Annotated in this window: 16 protein-coding genes; 9 read left to right on the top strand and 7 right to left on the bottom strand. The window is 64.7% G+C overall.

The window, feature by feature from the left end:
- Positions 1 to 26: 26 nt before the first annotated feature.
- Positions 27 to 626, bottom strand: a complete 600-nt coding sequence (locus tag HBF25_RS15250; protein ID WP_166949881.1) for a TetR/AcrR family transcriptional regulator — start codon at positions 624 to 626, stop codon at positions 27 to 29.
- A gap of 124 nt (positions 627 to 750) precedes the next feature.
- Here HBF25_RS15250 and HBF25_RS15245 point away from each other — a divergent pair, with 124 nt between their 5' ends.
- A complete protein-coding gene (locus HBF25_RS15245) occupies positions 751 to 1,635 on the top strand; it encodes an alpha/beta fold hydrolase (RefSeq protein ID WP_166949879.1) in 885 nt (294 codons plus the stop codon).
- A 9-nt stretch (positions 1,636 to 1,644) separates the two neighbouring features.
- Here HBF25_RS15245 and HBF25_RS15240 read toward each other — a convergent pair whose 3' ends face one another.
- Both HBF25_RS15240 and lgt read right to left on the bottom strand, forming a co-directional pair.
- On the bottom strand, positions 1,645 to 2,439 hold the full coding sequence (locus HBF25_RS15240) for a thymidylate synthase (protein WP_166949877.1): 795 nt from the start codon (positions 2,437 to 2,439) through the stop codon (positions 1,645 to 1,647).
- Positions 2,440 to 2,451: 12 nt separating this feature from the next.
- The gene (lgt, locus tag HBF25_RS15235; protein ID WP_166949875.1) at positions 2,452 to 3,279 is read right to left on the bottom strand and encodes a prolipoprotein diacylglyceryl transferase; all 828 of its coding nucleotides are present in this window, start codon (positions 3,277 to 3,279) and stop codon (positions 2,452 to 2,454) included.
- A 146-nt stretch (positions 3,280 to 3,425) separates the two neighbouring features.
- On the opposite strand from lgt, the gene HBF25_RS15230 reads away from it, so the two are divergent.
- The 3 genes from HBF25_RS15230 (at position 3,426) to HBF25_RS15220 (ending at position 11,740) form a co-directional block, all read left to right on the top strand.
- Positions 3,426 to 5,399, top strand: coding sequence for an alpha/beta hydrolase family protein (locus tag HBF25_RS15230; RefSeq protein ID WP_166949873.1), 1,974 nt, complete (start codon positions 3,426 to 3,428; stop codon positions 5,397 to 5,399).
- A 102-nt stretch (positions 5,400 to 5,501) separates the two neighbouring features.
- On the top strand, positions 5,502 to 8,426 hold the full coding sequence (locus HBF25_RS22450; RefSeq protein WP_279588215.1) for a TonB-dependent receptor domain-containing protein: 2,925 nt from the start codon (positions 5,502 to 5,504) through the stop codon (positions 8,424 to 8,426).
- 284 nt (positions 8,427 to 8,710) lie between these two features.
- Positions 8,711 to 11,740: a TonB-dependent receptor gene (locus HBF25_RS15220; RefSeq protein WP_166949871.1), complete on the top strand. Its 3,030-nt coding sequence runs from the start codon at positions 8,711 to 8,713 to the stop codon at positions 11,738 to 11,740.
- A 379-nt stretch (positions 11,741 to 12,119) separates the two neighbouring features.
- On the opposite strand, the gene HBF25_RS15215 is transcribed toward HBF25_RS15220, so the two are convergent.
- From HBF25_RS15215 to HBF25_RS15200, 4 genes are all read right to left on the bottom strand, one after another.
- A complete protein-coding gene (locus HBF25_RS15215; RefSeq protein ID WP_208392612.1) occupies positions 12,120 to 12,620 on the bottom strand; it encodes a TPM domain-containing protein in 501 nt (166 codons plus the stop codon).
- Complete coding sequence (locus HBF25_RS15210) at positions 12,620 to 13,528, bottom strand: TPM domain-containing protein (protein WP_166949867.1); 909 nt, start codon at positions 13,526 to 13,528, stop codon at positions 12,620 to 12,622. Before HBF25_RS15210 ends, HBF25_RS15215 begins: the two co-directional genes overlap by 1 nt.
- Complete coding sequence (locus HBF25_RS15205; RefSeq protein WP_166949865.1) at positions 13,528 to 14,151, bottom strand: LemA family protein; 624 nt, start codon at positions 14,149 to 14,151, stop codon at positions 13,528 to 13,530. The genes HBF25_RS15210 and HBF25_RS15205 overlap by 1 nt, the downstream gene beginning before the upstream one ends.
- Before the next feature lie 216 nt (positions 14,152 to 14,367).
- Positions 14,368 to 14,739, bottom strand: a complete 372-nt coding sequence (locus HBF25_RS15200; protein ID WP_166949863.1) for a diacylglycerol kinase — start codon at positions 14,737 to 14,739, stop codon at positions 14,368 to 14,370.
- 272 nt (positions 14,740 to 15,011) lie between these two features.
- Between HBF25_RS15200 and HBF25_RS15195 the strand changes: the two genes are divergently transcribed.
- From HBF25_RS15195 to HBF25_RS15175, 5 genes are read left to right on the top strand one after another with little or no spacing between them, the layout of a single operon-like run.
- Positions 15,012 to 16,547 (top strand): peptide MFS transporter, encoded by a 1,536-nt coding sequence (locus tag HBF25_RS15195; protein ID WP_166949861.1) that lies wholly within the window; start codon positions 15,012 to 15,014, stop codon positions 16,545 to 16,547.
- Positions 16,548 to 16,597: 50 nt separating this feature from the next.
- Entirely contained in the window at positions 16,598 to 17,878 is a 1,281-nt protein-coding gene (locus HBF25_RS15190) for an ATP-binding protein (protein WP_250876598.1), read from the top strand.
- Positions 17,875 to 18,456: a response regulator transcription factor gene (locus HBF25_RS15185; protein WP_166949859.1), complete on the top strand. Its 582-nt coding sequence runs from the start codon at positions 17,875 to 17,877 to the stop codon at positions 18,454 to 18,456. Before HBF25_RS15190 ends, HBF25_RS15185 begins: the two co-directional genes overlap by 4 nt.
- A 2-nt stretch (positions 18,457 to 18,458) precedes the next feature.
- Positions 18,459 to 19,634, top strand: coding sequence for an NHL repeat-containing protein (locus HBF25_RS15180; protein WP_166949857.1), 1,176 nt, complete (start codon positions 18,459 to 18,461; stop codon positions 19,632 to 19,634).
- Positions 19,631 to 20,089, top strand: a complete 459-nt coding sequence (locus HBF25_RS15175; RefSeq protein WP_166949855.1) for a TlpA family protein disulfide reductase — start codon at positions 19,631 to 19,633, stop codon at positions 20,087 to 20,089. The genes HBF25_RS15180 and HBF25_RS15175 overlap by 4 nt, the downstream gene beginning before the upstream one ends.
- The last annotated feature ends 105 nt before the right edge of the window (positions 20,090 to 20,194 follow it).

The raw sequence follows: 20,194 nt of genomic DNA, 5'->3' as shown, positions 1-20,194 counted from the left end.
CGCCGGCGGGTATCGACAGGCGCAGATCAGGCTTGCAGCAAGGCGTCGAGCATGGGCCAGAGCACCTTGCGCGCCGGCGGCAAGGTCGTGCTCAACAACTGGCGGTCAATGGCGAGCAGGACGTAGCCATGCGCAGCCGCCCAGCCCAGCACGGTACGTTCTTCCAGCACGTCGCCGCCGGGCGCTTCACCGTGTTTCAGTGTCCAGGCTTCACGGATGGCTTCGCGCAGGCGTGACAGCGCGAGCGCCGCCGATTCGCGCAGGCGCGGGCAGTCGCCACCGCCACGGTCGGTGCCGAGCATCAGGCGAAACTGCTGGGGATGTTCGGTGGCAAAACGTACATAGCCCAGCCCACACCCCACCAGGCGATGCCCCGCCCGCTCGACGTCTTCATCCATGGTGGCGGCCATGCGTTCGTAGCCATCAGCCGCCACTTCCACCAGAAGCCCTTCCAGCGAGCCGAAGTGATGCGTCGGAGCCGCATGGGACACGCCCGCACGACGTGCGCATTCGCGCAGCGAGAGCCCGCGGACGCCGGATTCACCCACGATATCCCACGCCACCCGGCGCAATTCCGCCGCGAGGTCGCCATGGTGATATCGCGATGTGCTGGTTCTTTCAGGCATTGACTATTCCACGCATGGGCCGCGCTTGGGATGCGCAATCGATCTTGACGATGACAAGACCATAATGACAGACTGATTCGATCTTGACAGTGTCAAGTTCCTTTTCATCGCGGACTTCCCCACCGTGAAAAAATCGTCCCCACCCCTCCGGCTCCGGCTCCGGCTTGCCCGGGCTTTCTTCGGCGTAGCAAGCCGCGTCGCACCGGCCCGTACGGGCCGCGCCCTCGCCCGCCGTTTCGTCACGCCGGACAAGATCGGACGCCAGCGCGCGGTCGATGCCATGGCGACCACCAAGGGCGTCCAGGTCGGCGAACTCACGGTGAACTGCCAGAAGGTGACCACCTACACCTGGGGCTCGCCGGAAACCGAGCCGTTCGTGTTGCTCGGGCACGGCTGGTCGAGCTATGGCCTGCGCTTCGCCGCGTGGGTGCCGCGTCTTCGCGCCATGGGATACGCCGTGGTGGGATTCGACCAGCTGGGTCACGGCCTGAGCGATGGCGACGTCAGCTCCATGCCGCATTTCGTGGACATCCTGCGTATCGTGGGTCGCCACTATGGTCGTCCTGCTGCCTACATCGGGCACTCACTAGGCGCCATGTCGATTCCCTTCGCCGAGGAAAACGACTGGCATCCTGGTCGTTACGTACTGCTGGCGCCGATGGCGGTGCCGGTCAATGGCGTGTTTCGCACTTTCCGCCTGCTCAATGTCTCCAGGCGCGTATTCCCCCACTTCGAAAGCTGGCTGCGCAATCTCACGGGCAGCGTCAGCTTCGACGACTTCAATGCCGAGCGCCGCGTCACCCGCATCGACCGGCCCGCCCTGGTCATCCACGACCGCCTGGACCGGGAAACACCGTGGGAGGAAGGCGAGCGCTATGCCAGCCTGTGGCCGGGCGCACGCCTCATGACGACGGAAGGTCTCGGCCACAACCGCATGGTGGACCACCCGTCGGTAATCGATGCGTCGATGGCCTTTCTTGCAGGCGCCGCCGCCGAAGCGGCAGCCTGACGGCGAAACTCAGACCGCGACCGGTGCCTTGATCGCCGGATGCGGCTCGTAATCCTCAATGGCGATATCTTCGAAACGGAAATCGAAGATCGACTTCACATCGGGATTCAATACCAGCTTCGGCAGCTTGCGCGGCTCGCGCGCCAGCTGCTTCTCCGCCTGCTCGATGTGATTCGAATACAGGTGCGCATCGCCCAGCGTGTGCACGAAGTCGCCTGGCTGCAAACCTGTGACCTGCGCAATCATGTGGGTAAGCAGTGCGTAGCTGGCGATATTGAACGGCACGCCGAGGAAAATATCGCCCGAGCGCTGGTAAAGCTGGCAGGAGAGTTTTCCATCCGCCACGTAGAACTGGAACATCGTGTGGCACGGCATGAGTGCCATCTTCGGCAGCTCGCCGACATTCCATGCCGAAACGATGAGGCGGCGTGAATCCGGGTTGCGGCGGATCTCATCCACCACCCAGGAGATCTGGTCCACCACCTTGCCGTCGGCCGTGGGCCATGCGCGCCACTGGCGGCCGTACACCGGGCCCAGGTCGCCGTTGGCGTCGGCCCATTCGTCCCAGATGCTGACGCCATTTTCCTTGAGGTAGGCGATATTGGTGTCGCCCTTCAGGAACCAGATCAGCTCATGCACGATGGAGCGCAGGTGCAGCTTCTTCGTGGTGACCAGCGGAAAACCCTTCGACAGGTCGTAGCGCATCTGCCAGCCGAACACGCTACGCGTGCCGGTGCCCGTGCGGTCCGACTTGAGCGTGCCGTGGTCGAGGACGTGGCGAAGGAGTTCGAGATAGGGCTGCATGACGATACGGTATCAGCTGGCTGTCGCGGCGGGCTGCGCGACAGGCGCATACGGTGCACGCCGGGACATGGCCAGCAACAGGATGCCCACGGCGATCAGCGGCAGCGAGAGGATCTGGCCCATGGTGACCCAGCCGAAGGCGAGGTAACCCAGCTGTGCATCGGGCACGCGCACGAATTCGATGATGAAGCGGAACACGCCATACAGCAGCGCGAACATGCCGGACACCGCATAACGGGGGCGCGGCTTCATCGAGAAGACCCACAGCACCACGAACATCACCACGCCTTCGAGCGCAAACTCGTACAGCGGGTTCGGATGGCGCGGCAGCGCGTCGGGTGCATGCGGGAAGATCATGCCGATCGGCAGGTCGGTGGGCTTGCCCCACAGCTCGCCGTTGATGAAGTTGCCCAGGCGCCCCAGGCCGAGGCCGACAGGAACCAGGGGAGCGACGAAGTCCACGGCATCGAAGAACTTGACCCCGTTGCGCCGCGACCACCACAGGCCCGCCGCCAGTACACCGAGCAGGCCACCATGGAAGGACATGCCGCCGTCCCAGACGCGGAAGATCGCGAGCGGGTCGGTCCATATCCAGTTGATGGCCGTATAGAACAGCATGTAGCCGACGCGACCACCCACCACAACGCCCATCATGGCGTAGAACATCAGGTCGCCGAAGCGGTCGGAGTTGACCGGCAGGCGGCCCTGGCGACGGCGGTATTCGCCCAGTGCCCAGCCCCCCAGGAAGCCGCCCAGGTACATCAGGCCATACCAGTGCACCTGGATGGGGCCCAGCGAAAAGGCGACGGGGTCGATATCGACGACGAACGGAGCGGCCATGGGCAAACCAGATCGGAACAGGCACCAAGTGTACCGCCTCCCCCGTTGTCCGGCCTGCCTTGCCGGTCATCGGCGAATGGGATATACCCGTGCCCTGCGCCGTCCGGGGGGACGGCGCTTCAAGGAAGTCCAACAGGGGGAACACCATGACGTACCGCTTCGCCCGGCCGTTGCTTGCCGGGTTGTGCCTCGCCGTCTCCATGGCCTGTGCAGCCGACACCATCCCGGTCGCCGACTTTGCCCGGCGCCTGCCACTGACCTCGCCCCGTCTCTCGCCGGATGGCAAATACCTGTCCGTGATTTATCACGACCAGGATGGCAAGAGTCACGGCATCGCCGTCTATGCCGTGGACGACATGAGCCAGCCGAAGTCGCTCATCCGCATGCCGCCTTATGAACTACCCGCGGCCATGGCATGGGTCAGCCCCACGCGCATCGTCGTGGCGCGTGGCAAGCAGGATGGCTCGATCGGCAGCACGCGCTATACCGGCGAGCTGATGGCCGTGGACATGGACGGCAAGAACCCGGATTACCTCTATGGCTACGAAAGCGTCGGCAAGCGATCCGCCACGCGCGCGCTCGATCGTGGCTGGGGCGAGATCGAAGGCACGCCGCCCAAGACCAACGGTCATTTTTATATGCGCACCACGTCGTGGGGCGACCAGAACCGCAGCACGATCTATGACGTGGACGCGACCAGCAGCACGCGCAGGCAGATCGCCGACATCGGCATCAGCGGCCTGAATTTCATGCTGACGGACAACGGTGAGCCTCGCTTCGCCTTCGGTACCGACGACGACTATAAATACGTGGTGTTCCACCGCGACGGCAGTGGCTGGACGAAACTCGGCCCCGAGATCACCGGCCAGCGTTTCCTTCCGGTTGCCCAGGTCAGCGGCAGCCAGCGCATCTACGCCATGTACAGCCCGGACGGCAAGGGAAGCGAGTTCGACGAACAGGACGAGGATGGCGGCAATCGCAAGCGCCTGGGTGGCGACAGCTTCAGCCAGGTCACGCCCAGTGGATTGTGGACCGCCGCGCCGCTGCGACCCTTCGGCATCGTGTCGGAAACAGGCGTGCCCAGCGTGACCTACTTCGACCAGAACGAAACCGTGTCGAAGCTGCACCGTGCGCTGTCCCAGAAATTTCCTGGCAGCGCCGTGCGTTTCGTCGATTTCAGCGAAGACGGCACGCAGCTGCTGTTCTCGGTATCCAGCGACCGCGACCCCGGCCGCTACATGCTGATCGACACGCATAACTACAAGGTGCGCAACCTGTTCGCCGTCACGCCGTGGATGGACCCGGCGAAGATGGCCGAGCGTCGTCCGCTGCGCTTCAAGGCCAGCGACGGCATGGAACTGGAGGCCATCCTGACTTTCCCCAAGGACAAGCCGGAAACCAGCCTGCCCATGGTGTTGCTGCCGCATGGCGGCCCGCACGGCATTTCGGATACCTGGTACTACGACGAGGATGCACAGTTCCTCGCCAACCGTGGCTACCTGGTGCTCCAGGTGAACTATCGCGGCTCGGGCGGCCGGGGTAGCGCCTTCGAACAGGCCGGCTGGCTCAAGTGGGGTACCCGCATCCAGGACGACCTGATCGATGGCGTGAAGTGGGCCATTGCGCAGAACTATGCCGACCCGAAGCGCGTATGCGTCTACGGGGCAAGCTTCGGCGGCTATTCGGCCATGATGACCGCCGTGCGTGCGCCGGACCTGTTCAAGTGCGCCGTCGGTTATGCCGGCATCTACGACCTGGACATGATGTACAACAAGGGCGACATCAAGGACCGCAAGTCGGGGCGCAGCTACCTCACCACCGTGATCGGACGCGATGAGGCCGACCTCAGCGCCAACTCCCCCACCCACCTTGCGGACAAGATCACCGTGCCGGTGCTGCTGGTTCACGGCGAGGACGACGAGCGCGCACCTTACGCCCAGTTCAAGGCCATGAAGGCCGCGCTGGACACGGCACACAAACCCTACGAAACCCTCACCCGCTCCGGCGAGCGCCACGGTTTCGTCAAGCCGGAGAATGTCGAGGCGTTCTATACGAAGCTTCAGGCCTTCCTCGACAAGAACATCGGAACGCCGGCCGGACAGGCGCCCACGGCGCCCTGACCCAACCGGCGGCAGTTGCCGCACCCCCGCCGCACGCGCTATGGTCCCGGGATCGTCGACCCCGGGTGAGGGCTGGCGGGGGATCGGGAGGTTTTTGGGGTTATGTACGACAGTTCCAGGCACGGGCGCCACTTCGGCGGGGGCCGAAGCTCAGCGCTGGTGCTGGCGCTCGCTGCCGGCCTGGCCGGCAGCCCTGCGTACGCGCAGCAGGATCAGTCGCCCGCCGCCATGCTCGCACCGGTGAACGTCACGGTCACCGGTTCGCGTATCCGTGGCACCGATGTCGAGACCGCGCAGCCCGTGTTCACCATGAACCGGGAGGCCATCCAGGCCACCGGGCTCACCAGCCTGGGCGATATCGTCGGCCGCATGCCCTTCGCGGCCACCCCCGAAGTCACCTCGCAGGATTCACTTTCGTCGAGCAACGACGCGGGCGGACGTTACGCCAACCTGCGCAATCTCGGTGCCGTGCGCACCCTCGTGCTGGTCAACGGCAGGCGATGGACCACCACCCAGGGCGGCCTCACCGACCTATCCACCATTCCGGTGTCCATCGTCGAGCGCATCGAAGTACTCAAGGATGGCGCCTCCTCCATCTATGGCTCCGATGCCATCGGTGGCGTGATCAACATCATCACCACCGATCGCTTCGAGGGTGCCTCGGCCGACGTGCTCTACGGTGTCAACGGCAAGGGCGACGGCAGCCAGAAGAACGGCCACTTCACCTGGGGGCGCAGCACCGAACGCTCGTCGCTGATCCTGGGCGCCAGCTACGAAGACGGCGATCCCATCATGGACAGCAAGCGCGACCTCACGCGCTACTCGTCTGGCCCTCGCCATCCGGATGCGGGTTACAGCATGGGCGCCTACGGCGGCGTGGTCGATCCGCGTGCACCGGGCACGCCGGGCGCGGGGCGCTATGGCGCGGACGGCCTGTGGACTCCCAACCGCTACGTCATCGATCATCCCGGTGGCGTGGCAGGCAACCCGGCCAGTCTCGCCGACTACCACCCCTACGATGCCTCCAGCAACGCCGACAAATACGCCACCGCGCATGACATGACGTTCCGGGCGGGCAGCAAGTTGCGCAACCTGTTCGGCACCGGTCGCTACAACCTCACCGACGACATCGCGCTGCGCGGCATGGCGAGCTATGGCGTGCGCGATTCCAACTGGCGCACTGCGGGCTACCCGCTGCAAACCAGTTCGGCACGCGACGGCGGCCTGTATATCGACCCCGCCAATGCGTACAACCCGTTTCCAGGCTACGAAACGGCATTCTTCCGCCGCACCGTGGAAGTGCCCCGGATCAACTGGTCGCAGAACAAGACCCTGCATGGCGACATCGGCGCCGAGGGCACGTTCCAGTGGAACGACCACACCTGGAACTGGGACGTCACCTACGCGTATTCCGAGGCACGCTCGCGACTGACGGCCAGCGGCAACATCAACCTCGTCAATGCCCGCAAGGCACTGGGCGCCACCGCCGTCGTCGATGGCCAGGTCGCCTGTGCCAGCGCGGCTGACCGCGCTGCCGGCTGCTTACCCTGGAATATCCTGGCAGGACCGGGCGCCACCAGCGATGCCGTGTGGAACTACGTCAGCTCGACCGGCACCTCGCACCAGGTCACTCGCAGCAATGACTTCACGGCAAACCTGACCGGCGGCCTCGTCGATCTTCCCGCGGGCACGCTGCGCCTGGCAGGCGGCCTGGAGCACCGCAACGAGAACGGTCGCTACACGCCCTACCCCGCCGATTCGGCCGGCGACACCTCCCAGCTCGCGAGCGATCCGACCCGGGGCGGTTACATCGTCAACGAGGCCTATCTCGAATTCGACGTCCCGCTGCTCGCCAACCTGCCCTTCGCGCACGAGCTGGCGGTGAATGCCTCATCGCGTTACTCGCACTACAGTGCCTTCGGTGGCGGCACGCGCAGCAAGTACAGCTTCCGCTGGAAGCCGTTCGACGACCTGCTCCTGCGCGGCACCTATGCAGAAGGCTTCCGCGCACCTACCGTGGCGGATCTCTACGCCGGCACCAGCGAAAGCTTCGAAAGCTTCCTCGACCCGTGCGACAGCGCCTATGGCGCCGCCGCCAGTGATGCCTCGGTGCGGGCGCGCTGTGCAGCCACGGGCGTACCCACGCGCTATCGCCAGATCGACCAGAGCGGTGCCGTCATCGGCTCCACGGGTGGCGGCCAGAATCCGGTGCCCTTCCGCACCGGCGCCAATCCGGCGCTGAAGCCGGAATCGTCGATCACGCGCACGGCAGGGCTCGTCTATAGCCCGAGCTACCTCGACGGCCTGGACGTCACCCTCGATTACTACAAGATCCGGATCCGCGACGTCATCACGCCGATCCTGGCCGCCGATATCCTCAACTACTGCTATGTCCGCAACGATCCGACCTACTGCGGGCGCTTCACCCGTACCACGGATGGCCAGATCGCCACGCTGAACGAAAGCCTCGCCAATCTTGGCACCCTGCGCACGGAGGGCTACGACCTGGGCATCCGCTATCGCCTGCCCAGCACGCGATACGGCGACTTCACCCTTTCGTCCGACAGCACCTACCTGAAGGATTACTCGCAAGCCACCAGCGCCGGCTCGGCACCGAGACAGCTGGCGGGCTATATGGACAACATGCAGGGTCTCTATCGCCTGCGCACCAACCTGTCCCTCGACTGGAACTGGAAACGCTTCGGCGCCACATGGACGGTGCGCTATTTCTCAGGCCTGAAGGACTCCTGCTGGTCGCCTGCCGTGGAATGCAGCAACCCCGAGGTCATCAACGCTCTTTCTGGCGCCCCCGGCGTCAGCAACAAGGGCGCCGTGGCCTTCCACGACCTCCAGCTGCGCTGGCAGGCCCCGTGGAACGCCAGCTTCCGGCTGGGCGTGAACAATGTCTTCGCCCGCAAGGGGCCGCTCTACTACAACGTATCCAGCGCAGGTAACGGCAGCCCGCCTTACAACCCCGGCTTCGATATTGACCGCTACTTCTACGTCGGATATCAGCAGAAGTTCTGAGAAATGGCCGCTTAAGCGCCATAACTTGCGATAAATCAGGCTTTTCCTACGCTGCTAGTCCGAAAACGCGTATATCGCCCATCATTTGACTGATATACGCGCAAACTCTTGCGGACCGGTGACGGTCGCGTTATGTTCATGTTACGTCGCCATGCGCCCGAGGGTTGGTGCGACGCGGGTGTCCCCACACCCAGACCCTTCGTTACCCACAAACGAGTGCCGCACGCGGCGCTAACCAAGCTGTTCAGCCTTGCTGCGAAGCAGGGCCAGGGAGACTTTTGACCATGATTAGCAGCACCATGCTGAAGCGCACCGCGCTCGTGTCGGCGCTCGCCACCTGCATGCTCGCAGGTACGGCCTATGCGCAGAGCACCGTCGGCGACATCTACGGCGCCGCCTCTGCCTCGCAGACCATTCAGATCCAGAACCTCGGTTCGGGCGCCGTGCGCACCGTGACCGTGGGTGAAGACGGCCGCTACCGCGCGTCGTCGCTGCCGGTGGGCAACTACCGCATCAACGTGCAGCAGAACGGCCAGACCGTCACCACGCGTGACATCAACGTCATCGCCGGCCAGTCCTCGCAGGTGAACTTCACCGCGCCGGCCGCCGAGAACGCCAGCGCCCAGGCACTCGACACCGTGACCGTGTCGGCCAACGCCCTGGCCTCCATCGACGTCGCCTCGGTCGAGTCGCGCACCAGCTTCACGGCCGACCAGCTCGACAAGCTGCCGGTGCCGCGCAACGTCGTCGACGTGGCCGCACTGACCCCGGGCACGACCAAGGGCGACTCGCGCCTGGGCAACCTGCCGTCGTTCGGTGGCGCTTCGGTCGCCGAGAACAGCTACTACGTCAACGGCTTCAACGTCACCAACCTGTACAACAACCTGTCGTTCTCGGAAGTGCCGTTCCAGGCCATCCAGCAGCTCGACGTGCAGACCGGTGGCTACGGCGCCCAGTACGGCTTCTCCACCGGCGGCGTGACCTCGGTCATCACCAAGCGCGGCACCAACGAGTGGAAGGGCGGCGCCAGCTGGGTGTACACCCCGGCGTGGGCACGTGAGAACGAAGACAAGACCTACCGCAAGAACGGCACGCTGTTCCGCAACTACGACCGCAACTCCAACAACGACAACGTCTACTCGGCGTGGCTCGGCGGTGCGCTGGTCAAGGACAAGCTGTTCTTCTACGGCATTTTCCAGTCGCACAAGGCATCGGAAACGCTCTACCCGACCGCTCCGGGCACGGGCAAGGGCAACTCCACCCAGGCCGCGCAGCGCAACACGTACAGCGATCCGTTCTACCTGATCAAGCTGGACTGGAACATCAACGACAGCAACATCCTCGAGTACACGGGGATGAACAACACCAAGCACACGACGAACAACTACTTCACGGCCAACTACGGCGCCGACGGCGTGCCGTCGACCACGAACTACCGTGGCCAGCGTCGTGTGAAGACCGGTGGCGACGTCAACATCTTCAAGTACACCAGCTACATCACCGACGACCTCACCGCGACCGCGCAGTGGGGCAAGATGAAGAGCAAGAACTCCTCGGACTACATCAGCCCGAGCGGCATCCACACCCGCTACAACGGCGACATCAACGGTCCGCGCACCGGCTGCCCGTACGTGCTCGACCGCCGCGACAGCGCCAACAACGGCACCTCGCAGCCCTACGGCTCGTGCTACACCGCGTCCACCACCGACATCTTCAACGGTGAAGACCAGCGTACGGCATGGCGCATCGACCTTGACTGGAAGATTGGCGACCACGACATCGCCGGCGGCTTCAGCAAGGAAAACTGGCGCTCGACCGGTGGCCAGAGCTACGCCGGTGGCGTGCTGTACTACTACCAGACCGATACCGACGGCGCCCTGTACAACCAGAAGGGCCGCGACTTCGTCCAGGTGCAGAACTACCGCACCGGCGGCTCCGTCCGCGTTGAACAGAAGTCCTGGTACCTGCAGGACAACTGGCAGGTCAGCGACAAGTTCCTCGCCTACATCGGCGTGCGCAACGACTCGTTCAACAACCAGAACGGCGATGGCAAGAACTTCGTGCGCCAGGGCAACATCTGGCAGCCGCGCCTCGGTTTCTCGTGGGATCTGTTCGGTGACTCCACCACCAAGATCTTCGGTACCGCCGGCCGCTACTCGCTGCCCATCGCCGCCAACGTCGCCCTGCGCGCCGCCACTGCGTCGTACTACACGCAGCAGGACTTCAACTACGGCCAGGTCAACGAGCGCGGCGAACCAGTGCTCGGCTCGGCCCTCGGCCCGGTCAAGATCGTCAACGGCGAGAACGGCACCACGCCGGACCCGCGTTCGGTGGCCAGCCGCGACCTGAAGCCCTACTCGCAGGATGAATACATCCTCGGCGTGCAGCACCGCATCACCAGCGACAACGACTTCGTGAACGACTGGGTGGTGGGCGCCAAGGCCATCTACCGTCGCCTGAACAACGCCATCGACGACACCTGCGACTGGCGTCCGTTCTACGCCTACGGCCAGTCGCTCGGCCTGGACGTCGGCCCGAACAAGTTCACCCCGCCGTCGAACATGCCGGGCTGCTACATCTACAACCCGGGCAGCAAGCTCACCCTCGACGTCGATCTCGACGGCAGCGGCCAGCTTCGCAACGTCACGATCCCGGGCAACAAGTTCGGTCCCAAGGCCAAGCGCAGCTACCAGTCCGTCGTGCTGACCGCCGAGAAGGCCACCGACAAGTGGTACGTCAACGCCTCGTACACCTGGGCGAAGAACTACGGCAACACCGAAGGCCTGGTGAAGTCCGATAACGCCCAGACCGACACCGGTACCACCAGCGCGTTCGACTATCCGGAACTGATGAACGGTTCGAACGGCTGGCTGCCGAACGATCGTCGCCACAGCTTCAAGATGTACGGCGGCTACAAGTTCACCCCGGAATGGTCCGTGGGCCTGAACATGCTGGTCGAGTCGGGTCGTCCGTCGAGCTGCTTCGGCGGCGGCAGCGGCATCCCCTACGGCATCGAGGGTTACCAGTCGTCGTACTTCTACTGCGAAGGCAAGGTCGACCAGCGTGGCCACGGCAAGCGCCTGCCCTGGACCTGGACGCTCAGCCCGAACGTCGTCTACACCCCGGCCTACGCCAAGGGCGTGACCGTGCAGCTTGATGCGATCAACGTGCTGAACAACAGCAAGCCGATCGCCATCAACGAAATCGGCGAAGCCGCCGGCCAGAAGCTGTACACCTCGACGTACCGCGTGCCGACCTACTACCAGACGCCGCGCTACTTCCGCCTGATGGTGCAATACGACTTCAGCCTGTAAGCAGCATCTGTAGTTGATAAAGAAACCAGCCCGCGGCAACGCGGGCTGGTTTTTTTGTGCCCCGAACCACCCAGCAGGAGCGCGCCTCGCGCGCGACCGGATGAATCGAAACGATGATGACGTTCGCGACAACCGGTCGCGCGCGAGGCGCGCTCCTACACGGAAACCTTATCGCCAGGTTGCGTTGTAGGAGCGTGCTTGCGCGCGACCGGATAAATCGAAACGATGATGATGCTCGCGACAACCGGTCGCGCGCGAGGCGCGCTCCTACATGAAAACCTTATCGCCAGGTTGCATTGTAGGAGCGTGCTTGCGCGCGACCGGATAAATCGAAACGATGATGATGCTCGCGACAACCGGTCGCGCGCGAGGCGCGCTCCTACAGGATGAGGGGGCGGTCGGGGAGTTGGTTTTCGCGGGTGGCGCCGTCGCCGGGATAGTGCTTGGCGAGCAATGCGCCGGCTTCGGCCACTCCGGTCAGCACGCCTTCGCGGAAACGTTCGCCGGCGAATTCGTCGCGCATGTGGGCCGTGATGGTTTCCCATTCGGCCGTCGATACGCGGCTGGCGATGCCGCGATCGGCGACGATCTCGATGCGGTGTTCGGCGAGCAGCACGTAAAGCAGCACGCCGCAGTTTTCTTCCGTGTCCCAAACGCGAAGATGTGAAAACAGCATCGCCGCGCGGTCACGTGGCGTCATGCCCTGAGCCACGGCCACGATGGGCAGGCGCGACTCGATGGCCACGCGCAACTCACCCCGGTGCGTGGCCTCGCCTTCGCTCACGGTTTTCGTGATGGTGTCCAGCACGTCGGCAGGAAAGGCGCGTCCCATGCGGAACCATTCGCCGAACAGGTTTTGCGTGATCCGTCGCATGCTCATCACCAGCTCCCCGACGAGCCGCCGCCGCCGAAGCTGCCGCCGCCGCCACTGAAACCGCCACCGCCTCCCCCACCACCGAAGCCACCGCCTCCACCGAAACCACCGCCGCCGCCGCCCCAGCCGCCAAAGCCGCCGCCACCCCAGCCACCGCCGCCAATGGAGCGACCGCTTCCGAGCGGAATGGCCATGAACAGCGCACCCGCCACCAGGCCGATCACGCCGCCGAGCATGGAGTTGAGGAAGAGCCAGCCGAGGCCGCCCGTGACGACGCCACCGATGGGCGCACGCACGCCCAGCGGCGCACCGCCCAGGATGCCGCGCAGAAAGAGCACGCCGAACAGCAGGGGAACGATCAGGTGCCCTGCCCCGCCGCGACGGCGCTCATGGCTTTCATCGGGCGCAACCGGAGCCGGCAGTGCTTCGCCCTGCACGATCTGGGTAATCGCATTAAGCGCCTCGGTGATGCCGCCGAAGTAATCGTTGGTGCGCAGCCTGGGCGCCATGTACTCGCGGATGATCCGCGCAGCGATGGCATCCGGCAGCGCGCCTTCGAGGCCATAACCCACCTCGATGCGCACGCGACGGTCGTTCTTCGCCAGAAGCAGCAGCACGCCATCGTCGCTGCCCTTGCGGCCGACCTTGTTGGTCTCGGCTACCTTGAGCGAGTAATCCTCAAGATCATCGGGCTGGGTCGTGGGCACCATCAGCACCACGACCTGGGCACCCTTGGTCTTTTCCAGATCGACCAGGCGTGCATCGAGCTGGTCGACCTGGGCCGCCGTGAGCGTACCCGTGAGATCCGTGACGTGCCGGGCGAGCTTCGGCACGCTGGCGTCGTCCGCCAGCGCCGTCAGCGACGGCACCAGCAGGGCGACGACGAACAGCCACTTCGCCCAGAGATAACGCATCAGTGACCGGCCGAAGCCGCCGGAGCCGGGGTGCCGCCGAAGTCGACCGTGGGCGCCGTGGAGATGGCCTTTTCGTTCTCGACGCTGAAGTTCGGCTTCACCTGGTAACCCATGACCTTGGCCGTGAGGTTGTTCGGGAACGAGCGGATCAGGGTGTTGTACGACTGCACCGCCTGCACATAACGGTTGCGGGCCACGGTGATGCGATTCTCGGTGCCCTCAAGCTGGGCCTGAAGGTCACGGAACGAGCCATCGGCCTTGAGCTGCGGGTAGTTCTCGCTGACCACGAGCAGGCGCGACAGGGCGCCCGACAGCTGGCCCTGCGCCGCCTGGTACTTCGCCAGGGCTTCGGGATCGTTCGCCTGCTCGGGCGACAGCTGGACCTGGCCCACCCTGGCGCGGGCGGCAGTAACCTCGGTAAGGACACGCTCTTCGTGCTGGGCATAGCCCTTCACGGTATTGACCAGGTTCGGCACCAGGTCGGCACGACGCTGGTACTGGTTGAGCACCTCGGACCAGGCCGCCTTCACGGCTTCGTCCTCGCGCTGGATGGCGTTGTAGCCGCAGCCGGACAGGAAGCCGGCAACAAGGACGAGGGCAAAGGTACGGAGCAGTGTCTTCATGGCGGCGGTTCCTTGGGGTTCGCGACCACAAGGTAACGCAAATACCTGCTGTTGTAGGAGCGCGCCTGCGCGCGACGGGGCTGCCGTCACATCCGGTCGCGCGCAAGGCGCGCTCCTACAGGGTAGAGGGGCTATGACATGTAGGAGCGCGCCTGCGCGCGACCTGGTCTTGTGACACCGCCGGTCGCGCGCAGGCGCGCTCCTACAGGGCGGGGTTCAGAAAAACCGGGGGACGAGGATCAGGGCCCAGGTGAGGGCGACCATGACCAGCAACAGGAAGACCGCCGCCGAGCCCATGTCCTTGGCCCGGCCCGCCAGCTCGTGGAACTCGGGGCTTACCTTGTCCACCACCGCCTCGATGGCCGAATTGAGCAGCTCGGCGGACAGCACCAGGATCGGGAAGGTGATCAGCAGGATCTTCTCGACGGCGCCGTTGCCCAGCCACAGGCCAAGCGGCACGATGACCACGGCAAGAAACACCTCGAGACGGAACGAGGCCTCGTGGCGGAAACACGCCCGCAGCCCCTTCATGGACCACTGGAAGGCGGCGAAAATCTGCTTCGGCCCACGCGGAACGGTCGTCGCCATGGGTCAGCGGGCTCCGGCCGCTGGCCGGTGGATCGGGAAAACGTGCGGCATGGCGGAAGAAGTCGCTGTGGTCGGCCCAATACTATGCCACAGGCCAGCTTTCGACCGGCTTAAGCCTGCCTGCGTGGCGAATCGCCGCGCCCCTCTGGCGGTGCAGCACAACCCGGCGGACCATTTGCGGTAACCTTGAAAGGTTATGGCCCGTTCAGGGTCATGGCAACGGGAGCCACGCTCCAGAAGTGGCCCGCTGTCTCAATGTGTCCGGAATCTACATGGCAATTCAGAATCCACCCGTTTCACAGACCAGGTCGTTCAGCACGGTCTTCCTTATCGAAATGTGGGAGCGCTTCGGCTTCTACGGCATGCAGGTGTTGATGGTCACCTACATGGTCAAGAAGCTCGGTTTTCCCGAAGCCGACTCGAACCTGATCTGGGGTGCCGCCTCAGCCCTCATCTACGCCACCCCCGCCATCGGTGGCTGGATCGGCGACAAGTTCATCGGCACGCGTCGCGCGATGCTCACCGGCGCCGTGGTCCTGATGATCGGCTATGTGCTGCTGTGGATTCCCACCAACAACAGCCTGTTCCTGTATGCCGCCCTGGGCGTCATCATCCTCGGCAATGGCCTGTTCAAGCCCAACGCGGGCAACCTCGTACGCAAGATCTACGAAGGCGACGAGGTCAAGATCGACAGCGCATTCACCATCTACTACATGGCGGTGAACATCGGTTCCACGATCTCGATGCTGCTCACCCCCTGGATCCGCGACTACGTCGGCGCCCACTACGGCGACGCGATGGGCTGGCACACCGCCTTCGGCGTCTGCTCGATCGGACTGATGCTGGGCCTGGTCAACTATTACTTCATGCGCCGCACGCTGGCCCACATCGGCTCCGCGCCCGATGAGCGTCCGCTGGTCGCGAAGAACATCCTCGGCGTGATTCTCGGTGGCATCGCCATCATCGCGGCCTCCACGTTCATCCTGCAGTATCAGGAAGTAGCCAAGATCTGCGTGTACATCGCAGGCGTGGTGATCCTGGGCATCTTCGTGCACCTCATCCGCTCCGTGGAACCGGGCGAGCGCGCCGGCCTCATCGCCGCGCTGCTGCTCACGGTGCAGACGATCTTCTTCTTCATCTTCTACCAGCAGATGTCGACCTCGCTGAACCTGTTCGCGCAGCGCAACGTCGATCTCGACTTCAGCCTGTTCGGCATCCAGCTCTTCCGCTGGATTCCGGAGCAGTTCCAGTCGCTGAACGCCATCTGGATCGTCATCCTTTCGCCGATCCTCGTCTGGATCTACAACGCGCTCGGCAGGCAGGGCAAAGACTTTCCGGTGGCCGCCAAGTTCGCGCTCGGCTTCGTCGCCGTCGCCGCCGGCTTCTTCATGTACGGCCTGGGGGCCCTGACCGCCGTCGACGGCCAGATCTCGTCCTGGTACATGGTGTGGGGCTACGGTTTCTACTCGCTCGGCGAAATCCTGGTGAGCGGCCTCGGCCTTGCCATGATCGCCCGCTACGTGCCGGCGCGCATGGGCGGTTTCATGATGGGTGCCTACTACGTCGCCGTCGGCGTTTCGCAGTACACCGGTAGCGTGATCGCCAACTTCGCTGCCATCCCGAGCGGCTTCAACAATCCGCTCGAGTCCCTGCCCATCTACACCAGCCTGTTCAACAAACTGGGCTTCGTCGGTGTCGCCTGCACCGTTATCGCCGTGGTGATGCTGCCGCTGATGCGCAAGCTGTCGCTGGATCACGCGCTGGCTGGCGTGCCGCCGGTGCCGCCGGTACACAACGAAGACCTGTAATGCCCGCGAAGGGCCGCCCCCGGGCGGCCCTTCGACCATGAGAGACCACCGTGAGCGACCACCTGCATTCCCCATCGTCCCGCTCCGGTCCCTTCGCGCTTGCGCGAACCCTCGCCTGGCTGCGCCTGTGCGCCATCGCCGGCCAGAGCGTCGCGATCCTGTCCTGCGTCACCCTGCTGCGCCTGGACATCCCCCTGCTGCCCCTGATGATCGGTGTCTGCGTGCTGGCCGTCTTCGCCGCCGCCGCGTCCTTCCGGCTGGGCATGCCCTGGAAGATGACCGAGGGCGAGGCGATCGTGCACATCGCGCTCGATACGCTCGTGCTGGGTTACCTGCTCTATTTCACCGGCGGCGCATCCAATCCCTTCGTGACGCTGCTGCTCGTGCCCATCGGTCTATCAGCCGCTGCGCTGTCCATCGCCGGGGTGTCGCTGGTGGCGATTCTCACTGGCGTGGCCTACGTGCTGCTTGTGCCTTATCACCTGCCCCTGCCCTCGCTGGGCAACAAGGGCATGGACTTCGACCTCTACGTCGCCGGCCTGGGCGTGAACTTCGTGATCATGGCGGTGCTGCTGGGCGTGTTCATCAGCAACCTCGCCAAGGCCATCCGCATCCAGCAGGACGAAGTGCAGCGCATTCGCGAGCGCGCCCTGCGCGACGAGGGCATCCTGGCTATCGCCACGCAGGCGGCGGGTGCCGCCCATGAACTCAACACCCCGCTGGGCACCATGCGTACCCTGCTCCCGGAGATCCGCCGCGAGCATGCGGGCGACAACGCGCTGGGCGACGACCTCGACCTGCTCGAAGGCCAGGTGGAGCGCTGCCGGACGATCCTCCGCGAGATGGTGGCCTTCGGCCAGGCCCAGCTCTCCCAGGTGCCGGAAAAGACAACCCTCGACCAGTTCATTCACAGCTGCATGGAGCGTTTCCAGCTCCTGCGCCCGGAAGCCGACGTACAGCTCGATGTGGACGAGGCCGCCGCGCGGCTGGCCCTGCGCTCGCCGCCCGGGCTGCGCCACGCCCTGATCAACCTGCTCAATAATGCGGCCGACGCCTCGGCCCTGAACGACAGCACCTTCGTCTCGCTCGCCATCCACACCGACGGCCGCTGGCTGGAGCTGGTGGTGACGGACGAGGGCCCGGGTTTCGACGAGTTCGACGAACTGGGTACGCTAGGCCTGTCGCAGAAAGACACCGGGCTCGGCATCGGGCTGGCGCTGGCCGAGGCCACGGCAGAGCGCCTCGATGGCGAACTTGCCGCCAGCAATACCGGCCATGGCGCCCAGATGCGCCTGCGCCTGCCACTTACGGTCATTGGAGACCCGACATGAACGACCTCGTCCCCCCTACCGGCCGCCCCCTGCTCATCGTCGATGACGACGCCACCTTCGCCCGCGTGCTCGGACGCGCCCTCACCTCGCGCGGTTTCGAGGTGATCACCACCGACAACGCCGACGATGCGCGAGCGCTCACCCGCCGTCACCAGCCCCGCTACTGCGTGCTCGACCTGAAGCTGGGCGACGAGAACGGCCTGCGCCTCATTCCCGAGCTGCAATCGCTGGTGCCCGATATCCGCGTGCTGCTGCTCACAGGCTATGCATCCATCGCCACGGCCGTCGAGGCGATCAAGCGCGGCGCGCACGATTACCTCGCCAAGCCAGTCGATGCCGATGCCGTGGTGCGTGCGCTGCTCGACGGCGACGCCGGCCCGGCCGATATCGACGATCTCGTGGACGCCCCGGATGCCCCGCTGCCCCTGCGTCGCCTGGAATGGGAACATATCCAGCGCGTGCTGACCGAATGCGAAGGCAACATCTCCGAAACCGCCCGCCGTCTGGGCATGCATCGTCGCACCTTGCAGCGCAAGCTCAGCAAGCATCCCGTCCGCGAGCGTCCCGAAGAGCACTGAACATGCGCCGTTGCCTGATGCTCGCCGGCCTGCTGTTCACTGTCGCTGCCCAGGCGGACGACATGCATGGCATGACCATGGGCCATGAAGCGCCGCTGGGTTTCGATGCGGCCATTGACCCGGCCGGGCACCTGTGGGTGGTGGACACCGTGGGCGAGCATGTCAGGGTGCGCCGATCCGACGACATGGGGCGACAGTTCACGCAGTCCACCATCGTCAATCCCATCGGTGAGGCGCTTTACGCCGAGGGAGAGAATCGCCCGAAGATCGCACTGGGCCCGCAGGGTGAGCTGTATGTGACCTGGTCACAGCCGCAGAAGACGCCGTGGTCGGGTTACGTGCGTTTCTCGCGTTCGCTGGATGGGGGCACGCACTTCGATACGCCGCGTACCGTCCACACGGACAAGGCGGACATCACGCACCGTTTCGACTCGCTTGCCGTGGATGGCAAGGGAAACATCATCGTCGCCTGGATCGACAAGCGCGATCTCGAAGCGGCAAAAGCATCGGGCAAGCCGTATCTCGGTGCGGCCACCTATTACAGCTGGTCCACCGACCGCGGCGAACACTTCGCGCCCGAACGCAAGATCATCGACCAGAGCTGCGAATGCTGCCGTATCGCTCTTGCCAGAGCACCCGATGGCAGCGTCGATGCGTTCTTCCGCGCCATCTATGGCGACAATATCCGCGACCATGCCTTTACGCCGCTGCCCATAACCGACGATAAGCCGAAGGTGCAGCGCGCCACGTTTACACAGTGGCATATCGAAGGCTGCCCGCATCATGGCCCTTCGCTTGCCATCGGTGCCGCTGGCACTCGCCACGCCGTATGGTTCAGCGTGACCGCCGGCAAGCCCACCATCACCTATGGACAGCTCGTGCCGGGCAAGGAGCCCCTGCATCAGATGGCGGTCGCCACCCTCGGCGCATCCCATGCAGACCTGACGGTGGATGGGAAGCACGTCTGGATCGTATGGCACCAGATGACGGCAAAAGGACTCGACCTGATGTTGCGAGAGTCTACGGATGGCGGCGTGCATTTCGGCGAGCCACGCCAGATCGCCCATACCGACGGCGCATCGGGCTGGCCGAAGCTCGTGCTCTGGGACCACCGCGCCTTCGTGGCATGGAATCCCGAAGGTCAGTTCCGGCTCGTTCCCACGGAGGCTTTGCAATGAAACGCCTGATGGGTCTGCTTGCCTTCGCTGTCGTGGTGCCGGTTCATGCGGCTGCGCCCACGCCGCTTGCCATTGCCGATGTACCAGTCCTGCTTGCGCAGCCGGCCAAGGGCACGCGGGTGATCGCCCTGTGGTCGCTGGATTGCGCTTACTGCGAGCAGAACCTTGCCGCGTTGCGAGACTGGCAGCGCTCGCATGCCGACGTGGAACTCGTTTTCGTGGCGACCGATCCGATGTCCAGGGCATCCGCGCTGGAAAATCGCCTGCATGCGGCGAAGCTCGACGACGTGCCTTCGCGGGCCTACGCCGAGGCCACGCCCGACCGGATCGACTTCCTCATCGACCAGACCTGGGGTGGTGAGACGCCGCGCACATTGGTGATTCATGCCGATGGTCGCAGGAAGGCGGCAAGCGGGGCGCTGGACAAGGCCCGCATCGCCAAACTGCTCGACTAACCCTGTAGGAGCGCGCCTTGCGCGCGACCGGGCATGTCGTAAACCCCGGGTCGCGCGCAAGGCGCGCTCCTAGAGAAGGTCGATGCGCTTCGTAGATCCCGGGTC

This window comes from Luteibacter anthropi, from assembly GCF_011759365.1.
GTDB classification, from domain to species: Bacteria; Pseudomonadota; Gammaproteobacteria; order Xanthomonadales; family Rhodanobacteraceae; genus Luteibacter; species Luteibacter anthropi.
Note: the sequence above shows the minus strand (reverse complement) of the source record. Positions and strands in the feature narration are given on the sequence as shown.

Bases quoted from the DNA above. Each gene is read 5' to 3' on its own strand.
- HBF25_RS15240 (WP_166949877.1), bottom strand. From the start codon at position 2,439: ATGCAGCCCTATCTCGAACTCCTTCGCCACGTCCTCGACCACGGCACG.
- HBF25_RS15210 (WP_166949867.1), bottom strand. From the start codon at position 13,528: ATGCGTTATCTCTGGGCGAAGTGGCTGTTCGTCGTCGCCCTGCTGGTG.
- HBF25_RS22450 (WP_279588215.1), top strand. From the start codon at position 5,502: ATGTACGACAGTTCCAGGCACGGGCGCCACTTCGGCGGGGGCCGAAGC.
- HBF25_RS15205 (WP_166949865.1), bottom strand. From the start codon at position 14,151: ATGAAGACACTGCTCCGTACCTTTGCCCTCGTCCTTGTTGCCGGCTTC.
- HBF25_RS15195 (WP_166949861.1), top strand. From the start codon at position 15,012: ATGGCAATTCAGAATCCACCCGTTTCACAGACCAGGTCGTTCAGCACG.
- HBF25_RS15175 (WP_166949855.1), top strand. From the start codon at position 19,631: ATGAAACGCCTGATGGGTCTGCTTGCCTTCGCTGTCGTGGTGCCGGTT.
- lgt (WP_166949875.1), bottom strand. From the start codon at position 3,279: ATGGCCGCTCCGTTCGTCGTCGATATCGACCCCGTCGCCTTTTCGCTG.
- HBF25_RS15215 (WP_208392612.1), bottom strand. From the start codon at position 12,620: ATGAGCATGCGACGGATCACGCAAAACCTGTTCGGCGAATGGTTCCGC.
- HBF25_RS15200 (WP_166949863.1), bottom strand. From the start codon at position 14,739: ATGGCGACGACCGTTCCGCGTGGGCCGAAGCAGATTTTCGCCGCCTTC.
- HBF25_RS15180 (WP_166949857.1), top strand. From the start codon at position 18,459: ATGCGCCGTTGCCTGATGCTCGCCGGCCTGCTGTTCACTGTCGCTGCC.
- HBF25_RS15250 (WP_166949881.1), bottom strand. From the start codon at position 626: ATGCCTGAAAGAACCAGCACATCGCGATATCACCATGGCGACCTCGCG.
- HBF25_RS15185 (WP_166949859.1), top strand. From the start codon at position 17,875: ATGAACGACCTCGTCCCCCCTACCGGCCGCCCCCTGCTCATCGTCGAT.
- HBF25_RS15230 (WP_166949873.1), top strand. From the start codon at position 3,426: ATGACGTACCGCTTCGCCCGGCCGTTGCTTGCCGGGTTGTGCCTCGCC.
- HBF25_RS15220 (WP_166949871.1), top strand. From the start codon at position 8,711: ATGATTAGCAGCACCATGCTGAAGCGCACCGCGCTCGTGTCGGCGCTC.